Below are 22,277 nucleotides of genomic sequence, written 5' to 3' on the forward strand. Positions count from 1 at the left end.
GGGCTTTCTGCTGTGTCATCTGCGGTGTCGTCTGCGGTGTCAGAGGTAGTCGGGTGCGCTGATGCCGAGCAGGGACAGGCCGCCGGCCAGCACCGCCCCGGCGGCTTCGGCGAGCGCGAGCCGGGCACGGTGGGCGGCCGAGGGTTTCTCGGCACCGAGCGGCAGCACGGCGTACTGAAAGTCAAGGAGCGCATCGGCGACGGTGACGAGGTGCCGGGCGAGCCGGTCGGGGGTGCGGTGGGTGGCGGCGGCGCTGAGGACGCGGGGGTACTCGGCGAGGGCGGTGAAGAGCTGCGGCGCTTGAGACGGGGATTCGGATACGTCTCCGGCGGCGCTGTCGATGCCCAGGCTCGCGGCGTTGCGGCTGAGGGCCCGGGTGCGGGCGTGGGCGTACCGGATACGGAAGAGGGGGTTGGTCTCGCGCTGGACGAGGTGGTCCTCGGTGATCCGGGGCCGGTCGTGGAGTGCGGGGTGGAGCAGGGCCCAGCGGGCGGCGTCGGGGCCGAGGGGGGCGGGGTCCTCGGGAGCGGGGACGGGCCGGAGACCGACCGGCTCGGCGTGCCGCACCTCGGCGCGGCCGCCCTGGGTGGCGATGATCCGTACGAGCGTGTCGGCGACGACCTCGGCACGGATGTCGTACGGCACGCGCAGCTCGATGACCTGCCCGGCGAGGGCGTCGCTGTACCCGTACGGGAACCGGGTCGAGTCCTGGTGCTGGTGCTGGTGCTGGTTGCCTTGTCGGAGGATCTCGGACACGAGCGTGCGGGCGGCAGCGGCCTGGTCAAGGCTGATGTTCAGAAATCCGGGCCCGGTGATCGCGACGTCCGCGACGCCGGGCGCGCCGCTGAGGTGCGGCCGGAGGATCTCGGCGACCTGCCGCGGCGCCCGCCCGGCAGGACGGGCCAGCTGCAACGCGATGTTCGTGGCGTAATCCCCGCACCCCCCGGCCCCAGGCACCGTCACCACGGCCCGCGCCGGCACCACCACATTCAGCTCCCCCTCATCCACAGCACGACGTACCGCGCACAGCACGGTACGGGAGAGCTCGACGGGGGTCACGGGACAAGCCTAGGGGAGGAGGGGGGTGGGTAGCCGAGTCGGTTTGGGGCTGGTCCGGGATGTGGACGAGGTGGGCGGGGCCTCGGGCTCGATGTCTCGTCCCGGCGGCCCGCCGTCTCAGCGGCCCGGAAATGACCCGTCGACGGCGCATGAGTGACTGATGCGTCAGTGACTGGCGATTAGGGACTTACGGTCACGGACTTGTGCGGGAGCGAATGAGGGGTCAGTGACCGGCACGTCCGGCGCGCTCGGCACGCTCAGCTCGCTCGGCCTCTTCGGCGCCAAAGACACCCTGGAACGGGGCCCCGGTGTCGCCACCATCACCACCCGCACCGCCACCATTGCCGCCGCCACTCCCCCGACGCTCCATCAACTGCCGTACGAGCTTCACGAGTTCGGCAGGCTCGAAAGGCTTGGCAAGGAATGCGTCGACGCCGACATCAAGCCCGTTCTCGACCTCGTACTGAGTGCAGGCGCTGACGATGGCGAGGGGAAGATTCCGGGTCCGCGGGTCGGCCCGAAGACGAGCCGCGGTGCGCAGCCCGTCCAGCCGGGGCATGACCACATCGAGTGTCACCACATCGGGCCGCACCTGATGCACGATGTCCAGGCATTCGGCACCATCGGCCGCGGTCACGACCTCGAGACCCTCCAGCTCAAGGTTGACCCTGATCAGCTGCCGGATGACCTTGTTGTCGTCCACAACAAGCACCCGGCCCGACGCGCCTGGCACAACTTGAGGGTAGGTCCGCACCCACCGCCGCGTCCGGGTTTTCCCCACTTCCACCCCCTCCGGACGACCTACCTCCACCCCACCCGGAACCCACCGCTCCCCCGACAACACCCCACCCCTCCCCCGCCAAAACCCATGCCAGTCACCCCCAAAAGAGCTGGTAGGGTTCTACCCGTCGCCGCACACCAAGCGCCCGACACGCCCCCGTAGCTCAGGGGATAGAGCAACGGCCTCCGGAGCCGTGTGCGCAGGTTCGAATCCTGCCGGGGGCACCTCGCAGAGAGCTGCACAGTTGCGCTGCTGACCTGCGAAGTGCCAATTATTGAGAGCCGGATCCAGTCCCACTGGGTCCGGCTCTTTGTCGTTGTGTGGCACAGGTTCCGAGTGAGTAGCGAGTGAGCCCCTGCCCAGTTCTCGCACACTCTGAAGGTGGCTGGCACCAGGCGCGTGACCGGATGACCTCCATCGCACGTGTCGAGAGAGAACCACTCTCTACTTAGAGTCGTTGGACTTTTAACGTCCGCACCCCACCACACTCCACCCTTGCGACTGGTAGAACTCTCAGACATAGACTGCACAAGATCTACCGAAGCGCAAAAAGCGTCACTAGCCACCTTAGGAGGAATCATGACTAATCAGAGCCCAGAGGAAATGATCCCCGTCGATGACGCGTCAGGCGAAAGCGAAGAGGACGTCATTGACCGTCTCACTGCCACTCGCGCCAGCATTTCTGCCACAGACTGGACGATTGAGACCATCATCACTCAAATGAGGAAAGGGCGGATTGACCTTAATCCAAAGTTTCAGCGACGCGCCGCTTGGACGAACCCCACAAAGAGCCGCTTTGTGGAGTCAGCGATTTTGTCATATCCAATCCCACAGATCGTCCTCGCAGAAAAGCATGAGCGCCCGGGCCATTACTTCGTGATCGACGGCAAACAGCGACTGCTCGCACTTCGGCAGTTCTACGCCGGAGCAGGGGCTGAGGCAGATTCCGAATTCGAGCCATTCAAGATCACAGGTACATCAATCCTGGAAAGCGTGCGGGGTTTCGACATTAAGAAACTCGAACAACAGAGGGCAGACCTGTTTGACGCGTTCGAGAATCATACGATTAGGACCGTCTCAATCAAGGGGTGGGAGTCCGAAGACTTCCTTTACACACTCTTCTTGCGCCTCAACACCGGCAGCGTCCCTTTGTCAGCCCAAGAACTCCGGCAAGCTCTAGTACCTGGTGATTTTGTCAACTTCGTAGATGAACAATCTGGAACAAGTCCGGGACTTCAGCACCTCTTGGGCAACAAGGGGCCAGATCGACGAATGTACGACGCTGAAATTATGGTTCGCTACCTAGGTTTTCAAAGCTCAAAAACCCCGTACAAAGGGAATCTAAAGGATTTCCTAGACAAAACTTGCATTCATTATAACAAAACTTGGAAGTCCGCTTCTCACGAGATTGTCGGCAAGCTCTCAGAAATGGAACGGGCAATTGACGCCGCGCGAGAGATTTTTTCTGACGACGGCGCTTGCCATAAATGGTCCGGCGTAAAATGGGAACGGAGTCTAAATAGGGCAGTCTTTGATGTGCAGATCTATGCACTTTCCGACGAGAGAGTGCGGAACATCGCACTGGGCCGGGCTCCCGAAGTTCTGGCAGCATTCAAAAGAATCAGCATCGAGAACGACAAGTTCGTCGCCGCCATCACCAGCACAACCAAAAGCATCGAGGCGACTAAGAATCGCTTCGATATTTGGAATCAGGAATTGGGCAAGGTGCTGGGAATCACCATTGAGCGCCCAGCCTGTCTCACAAACTGAGAGGTCACCATGGACCTAGTGACCTGTCTCAGAAGTGATATCGAGGAACTGAAAGCCTCCCTCCTCGACAACGAAGTGCTAGCAGTTTCACCACCAGATGACCTCAGCAGGCGTCAGCAACTGTTGATCACATCTTTTGTAATCCTCTCCCACGCTCACATCGAGGAGTTCATCGAAGATCTTTTCTTGACCTACATAGAGAATCGAGAAAATGAAATAGGAGATCTAGCGACGCCTCGATGTTTTGTAGAACTCGCCCTCCATTTCTCCGGAGACCTTATCGGTCAGAGAGCTGGGAAGAAGTTCGACACAAAGCAGATCTGCACAACGGCAAAGAACCTTTACATCTCCAAAGTTGTGAAAATCAACAACGGCCTCAAAGAGGCCAACATTACCTCTCTGGCAAAGCCGCTGGGCCTGCACGGTGACCAACTCTCCGACAAGTGCGATGACCTCTTTAAGGCCCTCAATACACTCGGCGGAAAAAGAGGAAAGATGGCTCACACGTCTTCATCGCAAGCAGTAAGCGAGACCGTCTACCCATCGCAAGCCATTGCTTGGGTCGAAGATGTAGTGAGTCAGGTGCAAAGCCTGGTGGACTACCTCAGCCCGAAGCCATGATCCTTGCACCAGATGGCGCACCATGCACCAAGGAGCCGGACTTAGTCTCGCGTCCGGCTCCTTGTCCCCCTCAATCTCTGATCGCGAGTAACTGGTAAGCGAACAATCAGGCCCTTTCCTTACTCCCACCCCATCGCCCTCTCGATCTTCTTATTGTTCACCTCCTCATGCCCATCAATACATCCCTCGTACCGGCGGTGGATGACCTCAGGTGAGTTGCCGGCACGGCGGGCGACCTCTGCCACGGGTACTCCTGCGTTCAACCAGTTCGTGATGCAGGTATGCCGCAGGTCGTAGGGCCGGTGCGCGAGCGGAGAATCCGCCTTGTCTGGTGGGAGTGCAATGAGTCTTGCTTCCTGCCACACCCTCCAGTAGCTAGACGTCCCCAGCACGCCACCGCGCTCGTTAGCGAAGAGCCTGCCGTCCTTGGCCGTACCGAACTCCTTGACGTGCTCACGGAGCATCGCAACCAGCAGCGGCGGTATGGGTACAGGTCGGTCAGCCTTGACCTCACGCGACTTGAGCCCCCGCTTGTCGTGGCGCTGCCCCGAATCGGTCCATTTCTTGCCGGACACCGGGCGGGTTTCCCGAAGGGTGAGGGTCCCCCATCCCGTCTCGGGCAGATAGCAGTCCTTCTCTCGCAACCCGACCGCTTCCGCCGGCCTCATTGCGGCGTAGAGCTGACAGCCGAAGAACGTGACCAGTCGACGGCCGCGATTGCGGTGCACGGATCCCACATACGAGACGGCCGTGAGAAGTGAATTCCCCTGAACGGCATTAACCAGGACCCGAGGATCCACCACGTCACCACCCGTGGATCCGATCCGCTTCACGTTGGCGAGTGGATTCTCGTCCAGGTATCCCGATTCGATCGCGTGCTCCATTGCGGTATTGAAGCCGCGGCGGCGCCGCTTGTACGTCTCCCCTGCCGCTGGGGTGCCATCCAACTTAACGGAAAGCCGATACTGGACGTCCCGGAGCATTCTCGGGTCCGTCAACGCAGACAGCGGAAGCGAACGATTGGAGAGCCACGTACAGACGGCCACTAGATCGGGCGGGGGCTCTTCACCCTTGTGGGCCGGTACGACAGCCCAGCGCACGGCCAGCCGCACTTCCTCGGGTGTCGGTGCCTTCGCTCCGTCGCCCATCATGGCGATCGCCACCGTGGCCAGGCTATCGGCGATGCCTTCACGCGTCTTCGCTGCTGTGGTACGCCACCGAGCCGCCATGTACTCCCGGCTAAAGTCCCACCATGACGGGTCAGGTTTGGTGTTCTCTTTCGCCGCTGCGGCCCGGAGTTCGGACTCTGGCAATCCAGTGTCCACATCGAATGCCTCGCCCTTGCGCATGGCTTGCCACAATTCCGAGCGGCGACTTTCAGCGAGCGCGACCGTGGTGAAGCTGGACGCTTTCACCTTGCCCGCGACCGTCCAACGGAGCTGATACGGCGCCTTCTTGCTCTTCACCCTATTGACCTTCCACACCCGTACGTCGGTGGAAAGGGTGGGAGCCGGTGTCTCAAGCCCGGACGGACGCCCGCTGTTGCGGGCGCCCGGGGTCTCGCTGGCCTTGCGGTGGTTCACGCGGATTCCTCCAAGGTCTCCATCCAGCGGTCCAGTTCGGAGCGACGGATGCGCACCGAGCCGTTCGGGAGTTTGATGGCCTTGGGGCCTTTCCTGAGCTGCCGCCAGCGGTAGAACGTGGAGCGTGGTACGCCTATCTCTTCGATGACTTCGGGGATGGTCAATTTCTCGTCGCGGGGCTTGGCCACGACTCCTCCTTGTGCGAGAGAGCAAGGCAGGTGGCGGGAAGAGCGTCTGAGGGGTGCATGTATGTGTCCGAGGCGGGGATTTCTGCGTCACCCGCGTCATCTGCGTCATGCGCGCGTCTGACCTGCGGGTTTGTGGTGACGCAGCGGATTGGGTGTGCGTCATCGGTGACGCAGGCTGTCCGTCATCGGTGACGCAGGTGACGCAGGATGACGCAGAGATATGCCATCTGCGTCACCCGTGTCTGCGCAGGTCACCCGCCGTTTTATGCGCCCGGGTGACGCAGGTGACGCAGCGTCCCCCTACTTAGGAAAAAGAAGGGGGTCTCTGTGGTGATGCGGTGCATCTCAGAGAGCGAAGAAGGAGCCGCTTCGCGGCACGTCCTTGGGGCGCCGCGCGGCGGCGAACAGCAAGAGGAGCACGCCGGGCCGGGGGTGCTCCTCTTGCTTGTGCGCGCGGTAGGCGGCGCCGGTCAGAACGCCCGTTCCTGCTCGTGCGAGGGCGGAGCGAGCCGGGTGATCTCGATGTAGCGGCCCTCTTTGGTACGGCCGGAGTCGATGATCACGCCCCGGGCGGCGAGGGTGGGCTGAAGACGCTTGAGCCGGTCGGAGAGGACCTTGCCTGTGGTCGGCCACCCCTTGGGCAGGGACCGCAGTTCTTCGCCGGCGTAGAGGCGGCTGAGGCAGTGCAGCCACTGCGTGGACGTCATCCGCTCTTCCGTGCCCGCTTCCATGCCCGCCGCGTGCTCGATGACCGTCTGCGCCAACAGGTCGCCCTCGATCACGTCGTCGTTCAGGTCGTCGAGGCAGGCCCGGTAGGCGCTGAGCGCTCCCAGGCCGGCGGCTGCGTCGAGCTGCGCGCACAGGTGGGCGAAGTCCGCCATCCGCAGGTCCGTGGGAGTCTCCGCGTCCACGGCGCGGACCTTGACCGTGAGGTCGAGCAGCGAGCCGAGGATGACGGGCAGTACCTGCTCGTAGTCCGTCCACAGCTCATCCTCGGTGCGCCGCACCCGGGGCCGTTCGAGACGCAGGGGAAGCAACCGATCGGCGAGGTCGGGCCGGATGAGTCCCACGTCGATGCCGGTGAGGAGCAGGGGGCGGCGGTAGCCGACGCGGAACACGTCCCCGTCGGTGAACAGAGCCCGCTTCACGCTCTCGGCGCCGGTGACGATGCAGCACATCGCGTCGGACAGGTCAGGCGTCATGTGGGACAGGTTGTCCAGCGCGGTCACCCACCCCGCCGCCACAGCCGCGATCAGGTTCTCCTCATCCTTCGGCGCCCGGCGCAGGTCGCCGGTCATGCCCTCAATGATCCTCACGAGCATCCGCCCACCCGTGGACTTCCCCGCACCCTGCGGGCCGGTGAGGAACGGCGCGGGGACCGGAACGGACGGCCCCAGGCAGCCGATCAGCCACGCGATGGCCAGGCATTCGGTTTCCGCGGTGGCGAAGTTGCACAGCCTCATCAGCAGGTCGATGCCCTTGCCGTCGGTGTCTTTAACGGGCAGAGGGAGTTCCCCGGTGAGCTGGGTACGTCGCCAGCACACCTCACGCGGGTCGGGGACGGTGATGTCCCATCCGGTGGGGTGGATGCGGACGGACTGTCCGTCATCGCGGCCGAGGTCGAGCCACGTCGCTCCGTCGAATCCGGGGGCGACGCGGATGCGGACGGGCTGTACGTCCTCGGTCAGCGCGAGTGCTTCGATCAAGTCCAATGCCTCCTTCAGTGCGGTCCCGTTGAACACGCCGGCCCCGTCGCGGAAGAGACCGACCATGAGTTCCTGCCGGTGGCTTCCCGTGGTGCCCTGGGAGCGGATCGGACGGGCCACGGGGTGGGCGTTCTTCTGCGCGTACACGGTTCCGTCGCCGGTGCGGAAGTACCGGAAGTGCGCTTGCGCGTAGTCGGTGATGACCTTGCGAGCCGGGTCCTTCTCGTCCTCGCTCATGCTCACAGCCCCAATGCGGTGCGGGCGTTGGTCCACGCGTCGGTGCAGTGCCGGACAGTTTCGCCCTTGGTCTGCGCGGCGGTGAACAGCCGGGTGACGTGGATGTCGGTGAGGCAGCCGCACCGCCCGTGCGTGGACAGCACCGCGAGGAACGTCCGGTAGACGGTCGCGTGCACCCCACTGGACGCTTCGGTGATGCGCTGTACGGCCATGGCAACGCCGCGATCCAGATAGGCGGGCGTGCGGTGCGGGCACGCCCCGCTTTGCCCCCTATTGGGCACTGTGAGGGCCTGTGGCGCCCTGCGTGCGGTCGATGGCTCCTTTACTGCCAGCGCGCGGACAACGGCCGGGAGAGCCGCCGTGGCGCCCGTGCCAGATCCGAGCCAACGGGCGTACGACATAAGCGACTTGATGTCCACGCCGGGCTTGACCGCGTTCACGGACTGCATGACGCCCTGGTAGATCCAGTGCTCTCCCCGCGTCGTCGCCACGGTCCGCGTCGCGGGCAGAGTGGCGCGGGCCCACGCGATGGCTGCCGCGTTGTCGAGGTCGACCACGGTCACCCCTGCCCCACCGGGGTGGTAGGCGACCGCCGCGGCCGTACGCCACGCGGTCGCCCACTGGGGGGAGTTGAGGGTGTGTGGGTCGGTGGTGGCGGCGGCCCACGCGTGGCACGGGTTCGGGCAGGCGCAGGGCCCGGGGGTCTTCATGTTCGGCCGGCCGCCGCACTTGTTCTTGGCGCAGGTACGGCAGTTGCCGAAGGGGCCCTTGCCCGCCCGGAGGGGCAGCGGCGGGACACCTGCCGCCGCAAGGCTCAGCGCAGTCCGCAGGTGATCAGGCAGCGCGGTCATGCCGCCACCCCGGCGCACGAGAACACGTCCAGCACACGCGGGCGTGAGCCGCGCTCTCGCCGGATGTCGGTGGGTTGCGTCATGCTGGAAGACCTCCACAGGTCAGTGATGGGCAGGTGGGCAAGGGCGGCCCCGTTTCTTTGGCGAGAGGGGGGCCGCCCTTGGCGTAGCTACTGGTCGTTGGTGGTGAAGCTGAGGGCGTACTGCCGGCGGACGTAGTCGCGCGGGTCGCAGGTGACGTCCGGCTGGTCGAGGTTCATCAGGTACACGGCCGCCGCAACGGCGGTGTCGGTGACGTCGCCGGGGGCGTCGGGCTCGTCCAGCAGCGCGATGCGGTCGAGCAGTGCCGCCTTGCGCAGGTAGAAGTTCCGATCCAGCGCGGTGAAGCACTCCAGGGCGGCGAGGGTGCGGGCCGTCCATCCGATCTCGCTGAGGATGCTGGGGGCGTCGGCATACGCCTGCTCCGCCGTCAGCCAAGGGGTACGGACCTTGAACATGGTTCTCCTGTCCGGCTGTTCAGCCGTGGAAGTGGTTGCGCTTGATGACGGCCTTGCGGATGTTGACCGTGGTCCCGCCGCGGTGACCGCCGGTGCTGAAGACCTGTACGGCGATCCATCCGCCGAAGATGACGGCGGCGAGGGTGATCAGTTGGGTGATGAAGGCAGTGAGGGCCGCGATGAACGATGTGAGGAGCAGCAGGCCGCCGCACACGGCGAGGAACCCGACGCCGCCCAACGCGACGTTGACCGCCGTGCGCGAGACGGCGGGCTTGGCCGCGAGGGGTTCGGGCTGTGCGGGGCTGATCGCGTAGCCGGTGACGACCCGCCCGTCCGGCAGGACGACGCTCGCCACGGACGGGACGTGCCCCGGCTGCACGGGCATGAGCGGCGCGGCGTGCTGCACCGGGGCGAGGGGCGCCGGGTGGTGGACTTCCACGGCCGCCGCCTCACGTACGGCCGGGCGGTGCCAGTCGTAGGGCGTGGTGGGTTCGTTCATGTCCGGGTCTCCCTGTCTCAGTGGCCGGTGTCGGCGAGGGCGTCGGTGACGGCGGTGACGAGCTGGTCGACGGTGTCGCTCGCGTCGGTGGCGGCGAGGTAGAAGCCGAAGAGCGCGGCGACGACGGCCGCTCCGGCGCCGACGGCCTTGAAGCGCAGCAGCGCGGCGAGGGCGGCGGCGAGGAGCAGCACGAGCGGGATGGTGATGACCATGGGTCCTCCGGGAATCAGCGGTGGGTGCAGGTGGGGTAGGCGGAGCCGTGGAAGCAGCTCTTGTAGTCGTCCCGGGTGACGCGGAAGGTGTGGGGGCGGCCGTCGGTGGTGACGGTGAGCCGGTAGCGCCAGCCGCCGGACTTGAAGTACGCGGCGCTGCGGTCGGTGACGGTGCCGGTCGGTCCGGGGGCGTAGTCCGGGCTGCACGCGGTTAGAGCCAGAACGGCACCGACGGACACGAGGGCAGTTGCCAGGGCCTTGCGCATGGCGGGTCGCTCCTTCGGCTGGACAGTCAGCGGGTGCCGGCGCGGTAGGTGCGCGCGGCACGGTTGTAGATCCAGCGGCCGACGCGTATGCGCTTGCCGGTCGCCTTGCAACGGCGGCAGTCACGGCCGCGCTTGAGACGTCCCTTGCGGTCGGTCTTGAAGTCGTGGCCCATGCCGCGGCACTTGCGGCAGTCACCGAACGGGCTCAGCCAGCACCTACCTCCGTAACCGAGCGTGACGGCGAGTAGGCAGGCGATAGCGAGGAGGGGAAGGCTCATCAGGGGCCTCTCAGGCGGGTTTTGAGGGTTTCCGCAGGTGGGCCGCTACTCGCTAGCGACCTGATCAGGTGCCGTTTCGGTCGCTAGCAGGGTCGCTTGCGCAAGCGACGGGCGACGCTTGCGCAAGCGACCCCGGAGAGCTATCCGGCATCCCGCTTTTCGTTGCGCTGAGTAATCGCTGAGGCGAGGTCCTCGCGCTTGATACCGCGCTTGTTGACCGTCTTGCCCTCGATGCGGCGACTGATCTGTTCGGTGGCCACACCGAACGGCTTGAGCGCCGCGGTGAGCGCTTCCGCCTTCGGCTTGGCCTCCAGCTCGGCCCACGGCCCGTAGGCGTCCGGGCGCAGGTCCGCGAGCCGGTCGACGATCGTCTCCGACCACACCTTGACCTCACCCTTGCCGAGCACCTGCGCGACGTCGTCCAGGACCGTCGCGGACACCTCCGGCGCCGGAGCCTCGCCGGCCGCGTCGCCGGACAGCGTGCCCTCGGCCTCCCGCAGCGCGGCAGCGCGGGTGAGGACGCGCTCTGCGTCGCGGCCGTCGGCCAGGTACGTACGAACGATCCCGGCATCGTCGGACATGCCCTTGAGCAGGCCAACTCCCTTGTGGGACTTGAGCAGCTTGGACGCGTCCAGGCCCTCGCTGTACGAGCCCGCACCCAGGATCGTGTCCGACACCTGGTAGGCGCCGACCCGCAGCGCGAACCGCGCTTGGTGCTGGTCACGCAGCTCCGAGGGGCACGCCTTGTCGTCCGGCTTCTGCGTCGACGTCATCACGGACACGCCGACCGCCGGGGCGACCCGGGCGAGGTAGACCAGCAGGGAAAGGATCTCCTTGCCGTGCTCGGGGTGCTGCAAGTACTCCTGCACCTCATCCACCACGAACAGCGTGAGGGGCATGTTCAGCTTCTTGTCCCGGCTGATCTCCGGGGTGAGCTTGCCCTCGGGGCAGATGTGCAGCGGCAGTTCCGAGAGCCGGTGGTAGCGGTCCTCGACATCCGCCTTCAACTCCCGCAGCGAGGTGAGCAGATGCCCCACCGGGTCGATCCCGTTCTTCGGCACGATGCCGAACCCGATCCGGTGCGCGACCAGCGCGAACTTGCGCCAGTCCGGCGACGCCTTCCCGTCGAACACGTACAGGCGCACGTACGGGTCCAGCGCGGCAGCAAGCGCGATGGTCCGCGCGGAGAACGTCTTGCCCTGCCTCGGGACGGCGCCGACCAGCAGCGACAGCCACAGCATGGTGGCCATGACCGCATTGCCTCGCTCATCCACGCCCCACGGGAACGGCTTCCAGAAGTCCACCCGAGTCGCCCCCAGCAGCGGGGACTTGCCGGACGGCACGGCGAGCGGGTCACGGTCGGCAATCCAGTACGACACCCGCCGGCCGCTCGTCTCGTCCTTGTCGAGGAAGAGCTGAGTCGGCGCGATGTCCATGCCGGACGCGAGCCGGCCGTGAGCCTTGAGGGCGTCCTCGAACGTCCTGCCGAACGGCAGATCCACGATCACGCGCCACCCGTCGCCGTCACGGCCGATCGGCCGCGGGAACGCGATGGACTGATCCTTGCTGGTCAGTCCCGCTGCCTCGTGCGCGCGGATCACGATGTCCGAGGACAGCTTGCGCTTGCGGAACGTCACCTTGGCCAGGTCGATCAGCGGCCGGTCCGCCGGCGCCCCAACCGCCCCGAGCGTGGTCGTCAACGTGGCCACAGCTAGCAGCATCAGCCAGGACGGCGCCATGACGTACAGGGTCAGCGTGGCGGCGAGGCCGACGAACCCGGCGAGGCTCGCGACGATGCCCCGCAGGCGGACGCGGTCGTTGCGCTGCCGGGAGAGTTTGAGGTATTCGGCCGCGTCCTCGTTGGCCACAGATGCGAGGCGCAGGCCCATGCCCTCGGCGTCGAACACCCACCGGCCGATCGCGGTCGACCAGCGCCACGCGCCGCGCGGCGAGTACCACAGGATCTTGGGGGTGTAGATGCAGGGCAGGCGAACGGCGTGGTAGCCGATCACAGCCGAGTAGTGCCGCACGGCCCACTTGCGGACGGCCGTGCGCTGGTCAGGGAGCTTCACCCATTCCGGCAGTACCGCAAGCCGGGTCTTGTCCCTGGCCTCCATCCACTCCGCTACCGAGGGCGGGTAGACCTCGCGCGGCGGGTCGACCGGGGCACCCTCGGTCAGGCCCTCGGCTTCCGGGTCGTCGGTGTCGGGGAGTTCGGCCTCCCACTCTCCCGGCTTGACGTCGCCCTCGGCAGACGTCTCGGGAGCGGCCGGCGGGGTGGTCTTCTTGAGCGGGAACGGCAGTACGTCGGCCGTCCGCTCGCCGGTGCCCTCCGGTACGTCCGAGGGCGGGAACACGTGGTTCTCAGTCACGATGTACGTACTCCTTCGGGAGTCGATGGGTCCGGCCGGTTTGCTGTGGAGGCGGACGGCCGGACCCGTGTCGTGTGGTGCGGTGCGTGCCCCGGGCCGGATTTGATCCGGCGCCCTCTCGGCATGGGTGCCGGGGCTATCTGTCTGGTCAGGCGGCGCGCTGTTCTTCGAGGGCGATGCACAGACCGCAGATGCCGTACGAGGTGGGGATGCAGTAGCCGACATCGATCCGGCAGCGCGGGCAGGTGCGGCGGGCGAGCATCGCCAGCGCGAGCGCGCCCCACTTGCGCGACGTCATCGGCCGGACCGGCTTGGCCAGGTCCTCGCGGTAGAGGTAGGCGACGCGTACGCCGCCGGCCCGCCGGTTGACCCGCATGACCTGCGCTTGTATCGGCTGACCGCCCGGACGCAGGCCCCGCGCCCGTAACTGCCGGCGCGTCGCGTAGCCGTCCGGGGCCAGGCGCCACGGGTAGGTGGGGATGCCGTGGTGGGCGCCGGTGGGGTCGTAGCACTTGCCGTAGACCCCGGACATCAGGCGACCAGCCGCTTCCACGCCGCCCTGAGGCGGACCTCGGATGCGGAGTGGCCGGCCGCGCGGAAGCGGGTGGCCATCTCGCGGTAGGACAGGGCGGGCACCTCGCTGTGCCGGATCTCATCCACCAGCGCTTCCAACGCCTCGTCAGTGAGCGCCGGAGCCGCTTCCAGCCGGAGCGCTGCGACGGGCTCGATGGGGCCCCATACGGGCAGGTCCCAGCGGGGTGTGACGTCGGGTGTGACGCGGCTCGTCACGCTGGTGAGCGCCCTGCCGGTCTCCTCGCCCTCACGCGCTGATTCCAGCGTCGACCACGCACGCGAGAGGCTTTGGGCGGTCTTGGCCTGGACGCGTGCGACGCGGGCACCGGCCTCTGTCACGGCCGTCAGCCGGGTCTCCTCGGTCGTGGCCTCAGCCCTCAGCCGAGCGCGGGCTACGGCCGCTTCGTCACGAGCCTCTTGTTGGATTCCCCGGATCGCCCCCAACGCGTTGGGCGTGAGCGCGGTCCGCTCCCACAGCCCGTGGACCAGCCACAAGGCTTTGGCCGCGATCGGCAACCACGCCACGGCCAACCACGCACCCGGGTTGTCCTCGCCGGTGAGGGCATGAGCGATCAGAACACCGGTCGCGATCAGACCGAAACTCCAGCCGACGGCGGTCACGGCGTTGCTGTGATCACCCTGCGCGGCAAGGCGCCGTTCGTAGGCGAGAGTGGCCAGCCAACCGCCGTCGATCCCCAGACCGACGACGAGAGCGACGGGCCACGGCATCGCGCCCCCGAGCCACATCACGACCACAGCCAGCGTGAGGACCATGGACACGGCCGTCATCGCGACGGCGGGCAGTACGGTCTTGGCGTTCATGCCACACCCCCGAGGCTGAGCAGCGCGGCGAGGATGAGCAGCGCGCCGCCGGTCATGGTGAGGTCGACCGCGCGGCGCAGGCCGGTGAACTTGGCCACCGCGATGCGGGACAGATTCGCGATGTCCGCGCTCAGATCCTCCGACAACGTGGCCGTGATCTGGTCGGCGGTGAGGGTGGCCCACAGCGGAAAGCCGTGCCGACCGCTCAGGTTGGGGCGGACCGACCGCAGCAACAGAGCAGCCGCGGTGACCAGCAGGCCCATACCGAGTCCGCCAGCGATGTAGGCGTGCAGGGGAAGGGGGAGGTCCTTGGCGACCGTCCACGAACCGGCGAGCACCGCACCGACGAACGCCAGCAGCAGACCGGTCTTCGTGTCGGTCCGCGCGATCTCCGCCTTCACCTCCGCGTGAGCGGCGGCAAGGGTCTGAGGGGTGCTCATGCAGACACCCCCGGAATGTGCATCGTGGTCAGGTTGGCCGCCGCGAGGCGGACCGCCAGCACCTTGCGACGGGCCCGCCGGATACGCCGCGCGTCCACCTCGTTCGGCGTCCGGTCCAACGCGATGATCTGCGCGTCCAGCAACTCGACTTCCGCCCGGATCACAGGCATCTCGAACGCAATCGCGTCCAACTCCGCGGCCGTCGGTTCGCGGTCGAAAACGTCGGCGGTAACAACCGTCTGATCAGCAACGATGTACTTCATGGGTCGTGGTTCCTCTCACAGGTGGAACGGCCCTGAAAAGCGGCCCCGGTGCTCGAACACCGGGGCCGCGCGCCGTTGAAGTCGAATGTCCGGCTCCCTGCCACCCCGCCCGTACGGCACCGCACACAGCGGGACCGGACGGGCGGGGGAGGCAACCGGCCGCGGCTCTCAAGCCGCGGTAGTCAGTGGGACGCGGAAGGCGTTGCCGTCGTGCTGGTCAGGCGGGACGGCGCCGGACGATGTCGTCGGTGCATCGGCGTCTCCTCTCTGCGTGAACGGATGTGGTGGTGCACTGCAAGGGGGACCTAGTCCCCACTCTCCGGCCGTTGCTCGCGGTCGCCGGGCCACCTCGCCAGTACGGGCCGAAACCCTGTTCCACCTGGCCTTTAGCGGGATTGCAGCGTCCCCGCCCTAAGAGGTACATGTAATACGTGTTCCTCATCATGCAGAGAGAGGTTCGCCCCGTCAAGCCCTTCGATTTCTTGAAGTTCGGCGAGTCCCTCGCTGCGATGTATCTACAGCCTGCCGCCGGCACCGACGACGCTCGACTTCGCACCTGTACGACCTGGGTCGTTCTTGGATAGCGTGAAGTCGTACCAAGTCGTCCCGGCTAGACGGAGGTTGGCATGGCGAACGAGCGACTGCGCGGCGCAATAGTGGACTTGGGACTGACGCTCGATGAGGTTGCCGAGCGACTCGGGGTCGCCCCCAAGACGGTTGAGCGATGGATCAACGACCCCGAGCGCAAGCCGTACCGTCGCTTCCAGTACGCCACCGCCTCGCTGCTGAAGTGCGAGGTGTCCTACCTATGGCCCGACGAACGCACTTCGGCTGAGGTCACGGCTTCTGGAAATGCGGAATTAGTCAGGCTCTATCCACACCGATCCGTAGTGATGCAAACGCTCTGGACGAACCTCTACTCCAAATCGACGCGTCAATTCGATGTACTGGTGTACTCCGGATTCTGGCTCACAGAAGACGCGACGTTCCACCGCATCGTGAAAGAGAAGTCCGCCAACGGGGTCCCGATTCGCTTCATGCTGGGAGAGCCGACATCATCCGCTGTAGCAGTGCGCGGGGAAGATGAGGGCATCGGTGCGACGATGGGAGGAAAGATCCGGAACGCACTCATAAACTACGGCCCGCTCTTCCGCCTCCCGGGGGTGGAATTTCGCCTACATGGCACCACCCTCTACAACTCGATCTATCGAGCCGATGACGAGATGCTGGCGAATGGTCACCTCTACGGCGTCGGCGCCTATATGGCCCCTGTACTGCATCTGCGACGCGTCCCTGGCGGAGAACTCTTCGACTCCTACGCTGAGAGCGTTGAGAGGGTCTGGGAGTCCGCCCGACCGATCTCCTCGCCGGCCGAATGGGAAGGCACGCACTGATGAGCCGCATCGACTACTTCCGCGACCCGAACGCTCCGCAAGCCAACTCAGTGGTGCCCTCAGTCACCGCAGTTGTCCAGGACGACTCAGGAAAGATTCTCCTCATCCACAAGACCGACAATGATCTGTGGGCCCTTCCTGGAGGCGGTCACGACATTGGTGAACGCATCGGTGACACAGCCGTCCGGGAGGTCTTGGAAGAGACAGGAATTCAGGTTGAGGTGGACAACATCGTCGGGCTCTACACGGACCCCGCGCATGTGTTGGCATACGACGATGGGGAAGTCCGGCAACAGTTCTCCATCTGCTTTCGGGCCCACCCCGTGGGCGGCTCGCTGCGCACAAGCAGCGAATCGAAAGAGGTCCGCTGGGTAAACCCAGCGGACCTTGACACACTAGATATCCACCCGTCGATGATGCTGCGTATTCGGCACGGTTTGGATAAATCGCGGCGAGAACCCTACATCGGCTAATCGCCAGCAGAGACGGGCGCCAACCGGATCTCAACGCGCTTCGACGCTGCGTAGATCTCGGGGGACGCGCGCTGAATGAACCGCCCGACGATCGTGTCCGGACCGTACCGCTTCACGATCTCATTCAGCCGCTCGGGCGGGGTGGTCTGCGTCCCGTCGGGCGTCGTCGTCATGTCGCAGTACAGCAGGGCGTCGACCAGGTCCGGCCGCTCTAGCTCGAACTCCCCCTCTAGCTCCCGCCTCAGTCCGCGTTCCTCGGCTTCCAGCAGCGCGCAAGAGTGGTGAGCCACGAGACGAACGACACGCTCGTCCGCCCCTTCCTGGCCGCGGAGGAATCTCGCGCCGTCCAGCGGGTGAAAGCCCGTGGTGGCGATGGCCGGCGAGTACCCGACGTCATGCAGCACGGCCGCGGCTTCCAGCAGCTCCGCATCGTCACCCAGGATCGGGCTCAAGGAGCGAGCACGCTTGGCGACCCCGAGAGAGTGCGCCCACCGGCGCGGCAACGGTTCGGACAGCATCGCTTCGGAGAGCGAGTAAGCCCACTCAGTCAGTCCCATGACGGCCAAGACTACGGCCGCGCGGTAGGAGCCGGGAGAGCGCGTACAGTGCGCCCCTTGCCATGAACAGTGGCGAGCAAGCCGGTTCCCTCCATCTGGGCAATCGCGCGACGCACCGCCGTACGAGATACGCCGAAGCGCTCACAGAGCTTCGCTTCAGACGGATACGTATCGCCGATGGCCAGCGAGTCTTCAGCAATCACGTCAGTCATCCGCTCCGGAAGGGACCGGCGGTCGCCACCCCGGGCGACGCGCCAGCCGATCCCGGGCGCGGACTCAAGGGCGCCCTCAGCTTCGAGGACCTTGAGAGCACGACGGATAGTGTTGCGAGCGACCTCGTGCGTGCGCATGAGATCAGCCTCAGACGGCAGAGTGTCGCTGATCTCGCCCTCTTCGATCGCCTTCCGCAGTGCCTCCGAGATGACCAGGTAGGTTCCGCGTGGACTGGCCTCCGACACTTCGGCTCCTCTCTCGTCTCTCTACTGCACGTCGTCAAGGATCCCACGGCCACCCAGCAGTGCGGCATCGTACGTCGGGTTCAGAAGCCTCTCCGAATGAGCGCCTTCACCCTTCACTCACCAGGCGGAGGTTGAAGAATTCCAACTATGACAGGCAAATAGCGGTGGACCTGCTCGCGATCGCTCTGCTTCTCAACATCCGACAGCTCGGCGTATGGCGTGTTCATTTGCAGTTCCCACCGCTGCGCGAGTTCTGCGGGAATAGTCAAAGAGCCATCTTCATTACGGATGCATTTCGAGTGCATATAGCGCTGCCAGTGCGACCAGCGTTCGTGTTCGACATTCGCGAGATCCTCTACCGCTTCCTCAGCTACCCCGATATTGGGTGAACTTTTTGGAAGTTCAGACATTTTAAATCAACCCTTTATCTACGAGCGCCCAATAATGCTGCCCTAGCACTGTTAGTTCACACGTCTTACTTTGCATGGCAGCATGCCACATGTGGGGCGCGTCTACTGGCCTGACGAGGTTGACCTTCACATACTTCTGCAGCGTGGCAAATGTCGCCATATTGACGGGATCGGGAGATGGAATCGATGAATCTTCCTTCTGCTCCGCTGACCGCTCAGGTTCGAAGGATGGATCCAGTTCAAGGTTATGATCCGGTGCGGGGAAATACTCGTTGAGCGCTTGGAGATCCGCTAGCGAGATCGGAGGCTCAGCTTTCCGTAGGGATACAAACGTCTTGACATTGGTCTTGAAGACCGGTCGCTGAGCCCACGGGCCCAGTGATTGATCAATGTGCGCGTAGACACTTCCGGGCGTGATATCGCCGACTAGATTCGCTGCTGCCCCATTAAGCGCGTCAACAAAGAGGCTTGTAAACACACCAGCGCCTCCGCCGGGCGTCTCAAAGGAGTACTGACCGGCGGTCGAGGCAGTAAGGATGGTGACACCGTCTGAGATTTCAGCAAGACCCGCCGACATCGCGCGATCGCCAACCACGCCACTATGGCAACTATCGAGGATTATTACCTTATTCCTGGCCGGAGAGCTGTTTGCCAGTGTCATAACTTCTGACAGAGCGAGCCCATCGTCTCCTGTTTCGGAATCACTCGCGCAGAGAAAGCCACCAGTGTCTTCAATGTACCCGTGCCCCGCGAAATAGAACAGGGCGATTTCCGAGCCGTCTACGAAGAGTTCCCTTACCGCTTCCTTGAGACCCCTTTTGGCGACATTCTGCGCTGCACTCGTTCCCGTTATGACCTGAGGGGATGCGAAATTGAGCGTGCCATCCGAATTCCGCTCGATGGCCGCTTTGACAGCGAACGCATCATTCACACACCCTGTTAGGCATTGGAGATTTTCGTAGTAGTCGATTCCGACAATGAGGGCTTTGCGCACGGCATCCTACAAGGAGTCGATGAAGTTATTAATGTTCGCGTCGGTCCACGTGACAGTATTAACACCAGCGATCACCGTACGGTCGCCGCTGTAGGCCCAGATACCTCGGATGGGCTTACCCTCATCTTTGGCACACTGGATTTCCCACTTTTGCCCAGTGGACGTCAGGGAATTCTTACTCACCAAAACGATGACCCCATGAGAGCGCCGAATCCGAGTGCGTACTCGGTCTTTCCAGTTGCTGTCATAGGGCTCCTTGACTGACATGTCGATGAACTCGAAGGGTGCACGAGGGTGCAGGGACTGCCCCTTGAGGAAGTCCCTCTGCGTCTCGTCCTCAATGGCGAACGCCACGAAGACCACCTTTTTGTCTGCCACTGCGTCTCCTCAAGCTTGGGCGGGCTGCACCGCAAGGACGGACCGCCCCCCGCAAGTGAGTCGCCGATGACCCTTACTTGATCGCCCACGTTACTAGGGCGCCTCGATGCAGGAGTCCAGTTTGATCGGATTGACACCGGGCGAGGCCAACGACCCTCCAGGCGGCGCCAGCAGAGGGTGAATGGCAGACAACGAGCAGGCGGTGGAAGGCTCCGGAGCGCCTCGGCAGGCCCTGTACGGTGTGCTTCCTGTCCATCCTCGCCACGTACTTGAGGGACCCGTCGTGCCCACAACCATCACAGGTCTAGCTCTACTTGTTGTCCTGCTGCTGCCGGGCCTTACGTTTGCCACCGTCCGCGACCGCAAGGGCAGTGAGCACCGCCCAACACCCTTTCGGGAGACTGGCGCAGTGGTGTTCTGCAGCGTTCTCACCGAACTGGCTGCACTGGCGGTCTTCGCGATACTGCGAGGGCTCAGGCCGGACCTCACACCGGATATCGGACGGCTGGTCCGGGAGGGTGCCACGTATGCGCGGACCCACTATGCCGAACTAGCCTGGTGGGCAGGAGGCGTACTGATCTTTGCGTGCGTTCTCGCAGCGATCGCAGCGTCCATCACTGGCAAGAGACCACACTCATCCGTGATGTCAGCGTGGTGGATCATGTTCGAGAAATGGTTCCCGGGCGAGAACCCAACCGTGGGGTGCATCCTGGAGGACGGGTCATACATCGAAGGACAACAGGCATCGTTTAACGTCAGTTCTGACGATTCGCCAGACAGAGATTTGGTGCTCGTCGAGCCGCTAAAGTATAGGGCTCCCGGCGCAACCGAGACACACAACGTCCCCTGGGGGGCAGCCTGCGTCTCAGCGCGCCGGATCGTCACAATGTTTGTCAGCTACCCCCCTGACCCTGCTGAGCAGGAGGGGGCGGCGGCGGCGCCGGCGTCCGCCCCGGCTGCTTAGTAGGTTTGTGACCGCGGCTTCCCTCTGAATCTGAGGGCTTGGCCTCCGGCTTTCTATGGTCGTCCTCTTGGGACACCTTAATTCTCTTGACCATGAGCAGACTCCCTAGCGGTCATCCACGTTCTGCAGAATCCGACGATCTCCAGGACCTTCCCAAGCAGTTTACAGAGCACGGGTTGAGAGCCGGCTACGCGGCTACTCGCACCGGTCCAGCTCCAACTGCGCTCGAACGCGTTCGCCACGCCAGTTGCCGCAGAGTTGACTTGTCCGCCAGAGAGACATTTGCCGAGGAAGCCGTCGCCGGCAGATTGCCAGGCGTGCGGACCCTTGAAGCACCGGCTGCCACGGTGGACGTGACCCGCTTCAACCAAAGGCAGCGGGCGCACTCCTTGGCATCGCGAAGCCGCCCTTCCGAGTGAGTGGCGAGTGGGAATGCCGGTCCTGGTCAGCCTGAACCGAGTAGCCGCAGGTCAGGCCAGTAGACCTGCCCCTAGACAGAGTGCCCTCCGGAGCCGTGTGCGCAGGTTCGAATCCTGCCGGGGGCACTCGCCAGTCAGCCAGCAAGAATCATGCTCTGACCTGTGCGGATGCCGACATGAGAGAGCGGGAGTCAGTCTCACTGACTCCCGCTCTTTCTCGTTGTCTCTCACTGTTCGCGCACTATCTGCGATACACGCGACACGCCTCCAGAGCCCCTCCGCAGCCGCCGCCTTGACCGGCCGGGCTGCACCCATGACACTTCATGTATGACACCTGTACGACAGAGCCGAGGAAGGAGGAACGATGACTCCTGAAACCCGAGACAAGAAGGGCAAGGCAGCCGCTGCCGGCACGAAGCGCGGCGAGACCAGCGTCACGCGCAGCAAGACCGCCAAGTCTGCCGCGATCCACAAGACCATGAAGCCTGCTGCGATCACCAAGAAGAACCCTGCTAAGTCTGGGCAGTACCGATCACCACGCTTGCCTGCTGGCAGCTACACCAGTTCCACCGAGGTGGCTCAAGTCCGGCTAAGGCCTGATGAGATGGCAGACCTGCGATTGGTAATGCAGTCGCTCAATCTGACATCGGTCTCTGACGCGCTTCGAGAGGGACTCCGCCTCCTCTCACGCGAGGCGGCAGAGGTGGCAGCCTCTGAGGAGATTCGAGCCTTCTACCAAGGGGAGTCGGCTCCGACTCCAGCGGGCGTATTGCCCGCCACCACAGATGAACTGGAAGCGGCAGACGAAATCGAATGGTGAGTTCCGGGTCCGCCCTACGCGGTGAGGTCTGGGTATGCGCTCTACCTGGTATTGGCCCACACCCCGTGGTCATTCTCACGGTCAACCGCGTTGCAGAGCCACTATCTGCCGTGACTGTTGCCGTGGTCACGGGTACCTCTGGCCCTACCGCTACTCATGTCCCCATTGGCCCTGAGTGCGGCGTAACCAAGTACGACGAGTCCTATATCAACTGCACTGATCTGCACACCGTGGATAAACCGAGACTTCGGAAACGTCTCGGTCTTCTAGATATGGGCGAGATGAAGCGAGTTGAGGATTGCATTCGCGTGATCTTGGGTCTGTCATAGCGCATCCTGGCAACAAAACGCCGAGGGCGGCCCAGCAAGCTGGGCCGCCCTTCCTGCGCTCAG

The 22,277-nt window shown here is 64.5% G+C and carries 28 protein-coding genes and 1 tRNA gene; 8 read left to right on the plus strand and 21 right to left on the minus strand.

Annotated elements, in window-relative coordinates:
- Positions 1–39: 39 nt before the first annotated feature.
- Both nrtL and AB0N66_RS30560 read right to left on the minus strand, forming a co-directional pair.
- Entirely contained in the window at positions 40–1,059 is a 1,020-nt protein-coding gene (nrtL, locus tag AB0N66_RS30555; protein ID WP_365441037.1) for an ArgS-related anticodon-binding protein NrtL, read from the minus strand.
- 223 nt (positions 1,060–1,282) lie between these two features.
- Positions 1,283–1,813, minus strand: a complete 531-nt coding sequence (locus AB0N66_RS30560; RefSeq protein WP_365441160.1) for a response regulator — start codon at positions 1,811–1,813, stop codon at positions 1,283–1,285.
- Positions 1,814–1,992: 179 nt separating this feature from the next.
- Here AB0N66_RS30560 and AB0N66_RS30565 point away from each other — a divergent pair.
- From AB0N66_RS30565 to AB0N66_RS30575, 3 genes are all read left to right on the plus strand, one after another.
- Positions 1,993–2,064, plus strand: a tRNA-Arg gene (locus AB0N66_RS30565).
- A gap of 355 nt (positions 2,065–2,419) precedes the next feature.
- Complete coding sequence (locus AB0N66_RS30570) at positions 2,420–3,610, plus strand: DUF262 domain-containing protein (RefSeq protein WP_365441039.1); 1,191 nt, start codon at positions 2,420–2,422, stop codon at positions 3,608–3,610.
- A 9-nt stretch (positions 3,611–3,619) separates the two neighbouring features.
- A complete protein-coding gene (locus AB0N66_RS30575; protein WP_365441041.1) occupies positions 3,620–4,231 on the plus strand; it encodes a HEPN domain-containing protein in 612 nt (203 codons plus the stop codon).
- Between the two features lie 119 nt (positions 4,232–4,350).
- Here the strand turns inward: AB0N66_RS30575 and AB0N66_RS30580 are convergent, their stop codons facing one another.
- The 14 genes from AB0N66_RS30580 to AB0N66_RS30645 form a co-directional block, all read right to left on the minus strand.
- Positions 4,351–5,814, minus strand: a complete 1,464-nt coding sequence (locus AB0N66_RS30580) for a site-specific integrase (protein WP_365441043.1) — start codon at positions 5,812–5,814, stop codon at positions 4,351–4,353.
- Entirely contained in the window at positions 5,811–6,002 is a 192-nt protein-coding gene (locus AB0N66_RS30585; RefSeq protein ID WP_019889482.1) for a helix-turn-helix domain-containing protein, read from the minus strand. Before AB0N66_RS30585 ends, AB0N66_RS30580 begins: the two co-directional genes overlap by 4 nt.
- A gap of 470 nt (positions 6,003–6,472) precedes the next feature.
- Entirely contained in the window at positions 6,473–7,945 is a 1,473-nt protein-coding gene (locus AB0N66_RS30590) for an ATP-binding protein (protein WP_365441045.1), read from the minus strand.
- A 2-nt stretch (positions 7,946–7,947) separates the two neighbouring features.
- Entirely contained in the window at positions 7,948–8,796 is an 849-nt protein-coding gene (locus AB0N66_RS30595; RefSeq protein ID WP_365441047.1) for a DNA primase, read from the minus strand.
- Positions 8,797–8,966: 170 nt separating this feature from the next.
- A complete protein-coding gene (locus AB0N66_RS30600) occupies positions 8,967–9,293 on the minus strand; it encodes a hypothetical protein (RefSeq protein WP_365441049.1) in 327 nt (108 codons plus the stop codon).
- Between the two features lie 19 nt (positions 9,294–9,312).
- Entirely contained in the window at positions 9,313–9,792 is a 480-nt protein-coding gene (locus AB0N66_RS30605) for a hypothetical protein (protein ID WP_365441051.1), read from the minus strand.
- 17 nt (positions 9,793–9,809) lie between these two features.
- Positions 9,810–10,004: a hypothetical protein gene (locus AB0N66_RS30610; RefSeq protein ID WP_365441053.1), complete on the minus strand. Its 195-nt coding sequence runs from the start codon at positions 10,002–10,004 to the stop codon at positions 9,810–9,812.
- Between the two features lie 14 nt (positions 10,005–10,018).
- A complete protein-coding gene (locus tag AB0N66_RS30615) occupies positions 10,019–10,270 on the minus strand; it encodes a hypothetical protein (protein ID WP_365441055.1) in 252 nt (83 codons plus the stop codon).
- Positions 10,271–10,296: 26 nt separating this feature from the next.
- Positions 10,297–10,548 (minus strand): hypothetical protein, encoded by a 252-nt coding sequence (locus AB0N66_RS30620; RefSeq protein ID WP_365441056.1) that lies wholly within the window; start codon positions 10,546–10,548, stop codon positions 10,297–10,299.
- 140 nt (positions 10,549–10,688) lie between these two features.
- Positions 10,689–12,920 carry a cell division protein FtsK gene (locus AB0N66_RS30625; protein ID WP_365441058.1) on the minus strand — a complete coding sequence of 744 codons (2,232 nt, stop codon included), beginning with the start codon at positions 12,918–12,920 and terminating at the stop codon, positions 10,689–10,691.
- Positions 12,921–13,068: 148 nt separating this feature from the next.
- Positions 13,069–13,452, minus strand: coding sequence for an RRQRL motif-containing zinc-binding protein (locus AB0N66_RS30630; RefSeq protein WP_365441060.1), 384 nt, complete (start codon positions 13,450–13,452; stop codon positions 13,069–13,071).
- The gene (locus AB0N66_RS30635; protein WP_365441062.1) at positions 13,452–14,315 is read right to left on the minus strand and encodes a protein spdB; all 864 of its coding nucleotides are present in this window, start codon (positions 14,313–14,315) and stop codon (positions 13,452–13,454) included. Before AB0N66_RS30635 ends, AB0N66_RS30630 begins: the two co-directional genes overlap by 1 nt.
- Positions 14,312–14,755, minus strand: a complete 444-nt coding sequence (locus tag AB0N66_RS30640) for a Pycsar system effector family protein (protein WP_365441064.1) — start codon at positions 14,753–14,755, stop codon at positions 14,312–14,314. The genes AB0N66_RS30635 and AB0N66_RS30640 overlap by 4 nt, the downstream gene beginning before the upstream one ends.
- A complete protein-coding gene (locus AB0N66_RS30645) occupies positions 14,752–15,018 on the minus strand; it encodes a DUF6284 family protein (protein WP_365441066.1) in 267 nt (88 codons plus the stop codon). The genes AB0N66_RS30640 and AB0N66_RS30645 overlap by 4 nt, the downstream gene beginning before the upstream one ends.
- A 626-nt stretch (positions 15,019–15,644) precedes the next feature.
- Between AB0N66_RS30645 and AB0N66_RS30650 the strand changes: the two genes are divergently transcribed.
- Together AB0N66_RS30650 and AB0N66_RS30655 are read left to right on the plus strand one after the other, a co-directional pair.
- Complete coding sequence (locus AB0N66_RS30650) at positions 15,645–16,412, plus strand: helix-turn-helix transcriptional regulator (RefSeq protein ID WP_365441068.1); 768 nt, start codon at positions 15,645–15,647, stop codon at positions 16,410–16,412.
- Positions 16,412–16,885 (plus strand): NUDIX domain-containing protein, encoded by a 474-nt coding sequence (locus AB0N66_RS30655; protein WP_365441070.1) that lies wholly within the window; start codon positions 16,412–16,414, stop codon positions 16,883–16,885. Before AB0N66_RS30650 ends, AB0N66_RS30655 begins: the two co-directional genes overlap by 1 nt.
- Here AB0N66_RS30655 and AB0N66_RS30660 read toward each other — a convergent pair.
- The 5 genes from AB0N66_RS30660 to AB0N66_RS30680 all read right to left on the minus strand — a co-directional run bounded on the left by AB0N66_RS30660 (position 16,882) and on the right by AB0N66_RS30680 (position 19,682).
- Positions 16,882–17,442, minus strand: a complete 561-nt coding sequence (locus AB0N66_RS30660; protein ID WP_365441071.1) for an HD domain-containing protein — start codon at positions 17,440–17,442, stop codon at positions 16,882–16,884. The genes AB0N66_RS30655 and AB0N66_RS30660 overlap by 4 nt on opposite strands.
- Before the next feature lie 11 nt (positions 17,443–17,453).
- Positions 17,454–17,900 (minus strand): winged helix-turn-helix domain-containing protein, encoded by a 447-nt coding sequence (locus AB0N66_RS30665; RefSeq protein WP_365441073.1) that lies wholly within the window; start codon positions 17,898–17,900, stop codon positions 17,454–17,456.
- Positions 17,901–18,013: 113 nt separating this feature from the next.
- The gene (locus tag AB0N66_RS30670) at positions 18,014–18,310 is read right to left on the minus strand and encodes a hypothetical protein (RefSeq protein ID WP_365441075.1); all 297 of its coding nucleotides are present in this window, start codon (positions 18,308–18,310) and stop codon (positions 18,014–18,016) included.
- Position 18,311: 1 nt separating this feature from the next.
- Positions 18,312–19,304, minus strand: a complete 993-nt coding sequence (locus AB0N66_RS30675; RefSeq protein ID WP_365441077.1) for a caspase family protein — start codon at positions 19,302–19,304, stop codon at positions 18,312–18,314.
- Positions 19,305–19,310: 6 nt separating this feature from the next.
- Positions 19,311–19,682, minus strand: coding sequence for a TIR domain-containing protein (locus AB0N66_RS30680; RefSeq protein ID WP_365441079.1), 372 nt, complete (start codon positions 19,680–19,682; stop codon positions 19,311–19,313).
- Positions 19,683–19,965: 283 nt separating this feature from the next.
- On the opposite strand from AB0N66_RS30680, the gene AB0N66_RS30685 reads away from it, so the two are divergent.
- The 3 genes from AB0N66_RS30685 (at position 19,966) to AB0N66_RS30695 (ending at position 22,214) form a co-directional block, all read left to right on the plus strand.
- Positions 19,966–20,646, plus strand: coding sequence for a DUF6338 family protein (locus tag AB0N66_RS30685; protein ID WP_365441081.1), 681 nt, complete (start codon positions 19,966–19,968; stop codon positions 20,644–20,646).
- Positions 20,647–21,429: 783 nt separating this feature from the next.
- Complete coding sequence (locus tag AB0N66_RS30690) at positions 21,430–21,885, plus strand: hypothetical protein (protein ID WP_365441083.1); 456 nt, start codon at positions 21,430–21,432, stop codon at positions 21,883–21,885.
- A complete protein-coding gene (locus tag AB0N66_RS30695; protein WP_365441085.1) occupies positions 21,879–22,214 on the plus strand; it encodes a type II toxin-antitoxin system PemK/MazF family toxin in 336 nt (111 codons plus the stop codon). The genes AB0N66_RS30690 and AB0N66_RS30695 overlap by 7 nt, the downstream gene beginning before the upstream one ends.
- Positions 22,215–22,277 lie beyond the last annotated feature (63 nt).

It is taken from the genome of Streptomyces sp. NPDC093544, from assembly GCF_040683495.1.
Lineage (GTDB): Bacteria > Actinomycetota > Actinomycetes > Streptomycetales > Streptomycetaceae > Streptomyces.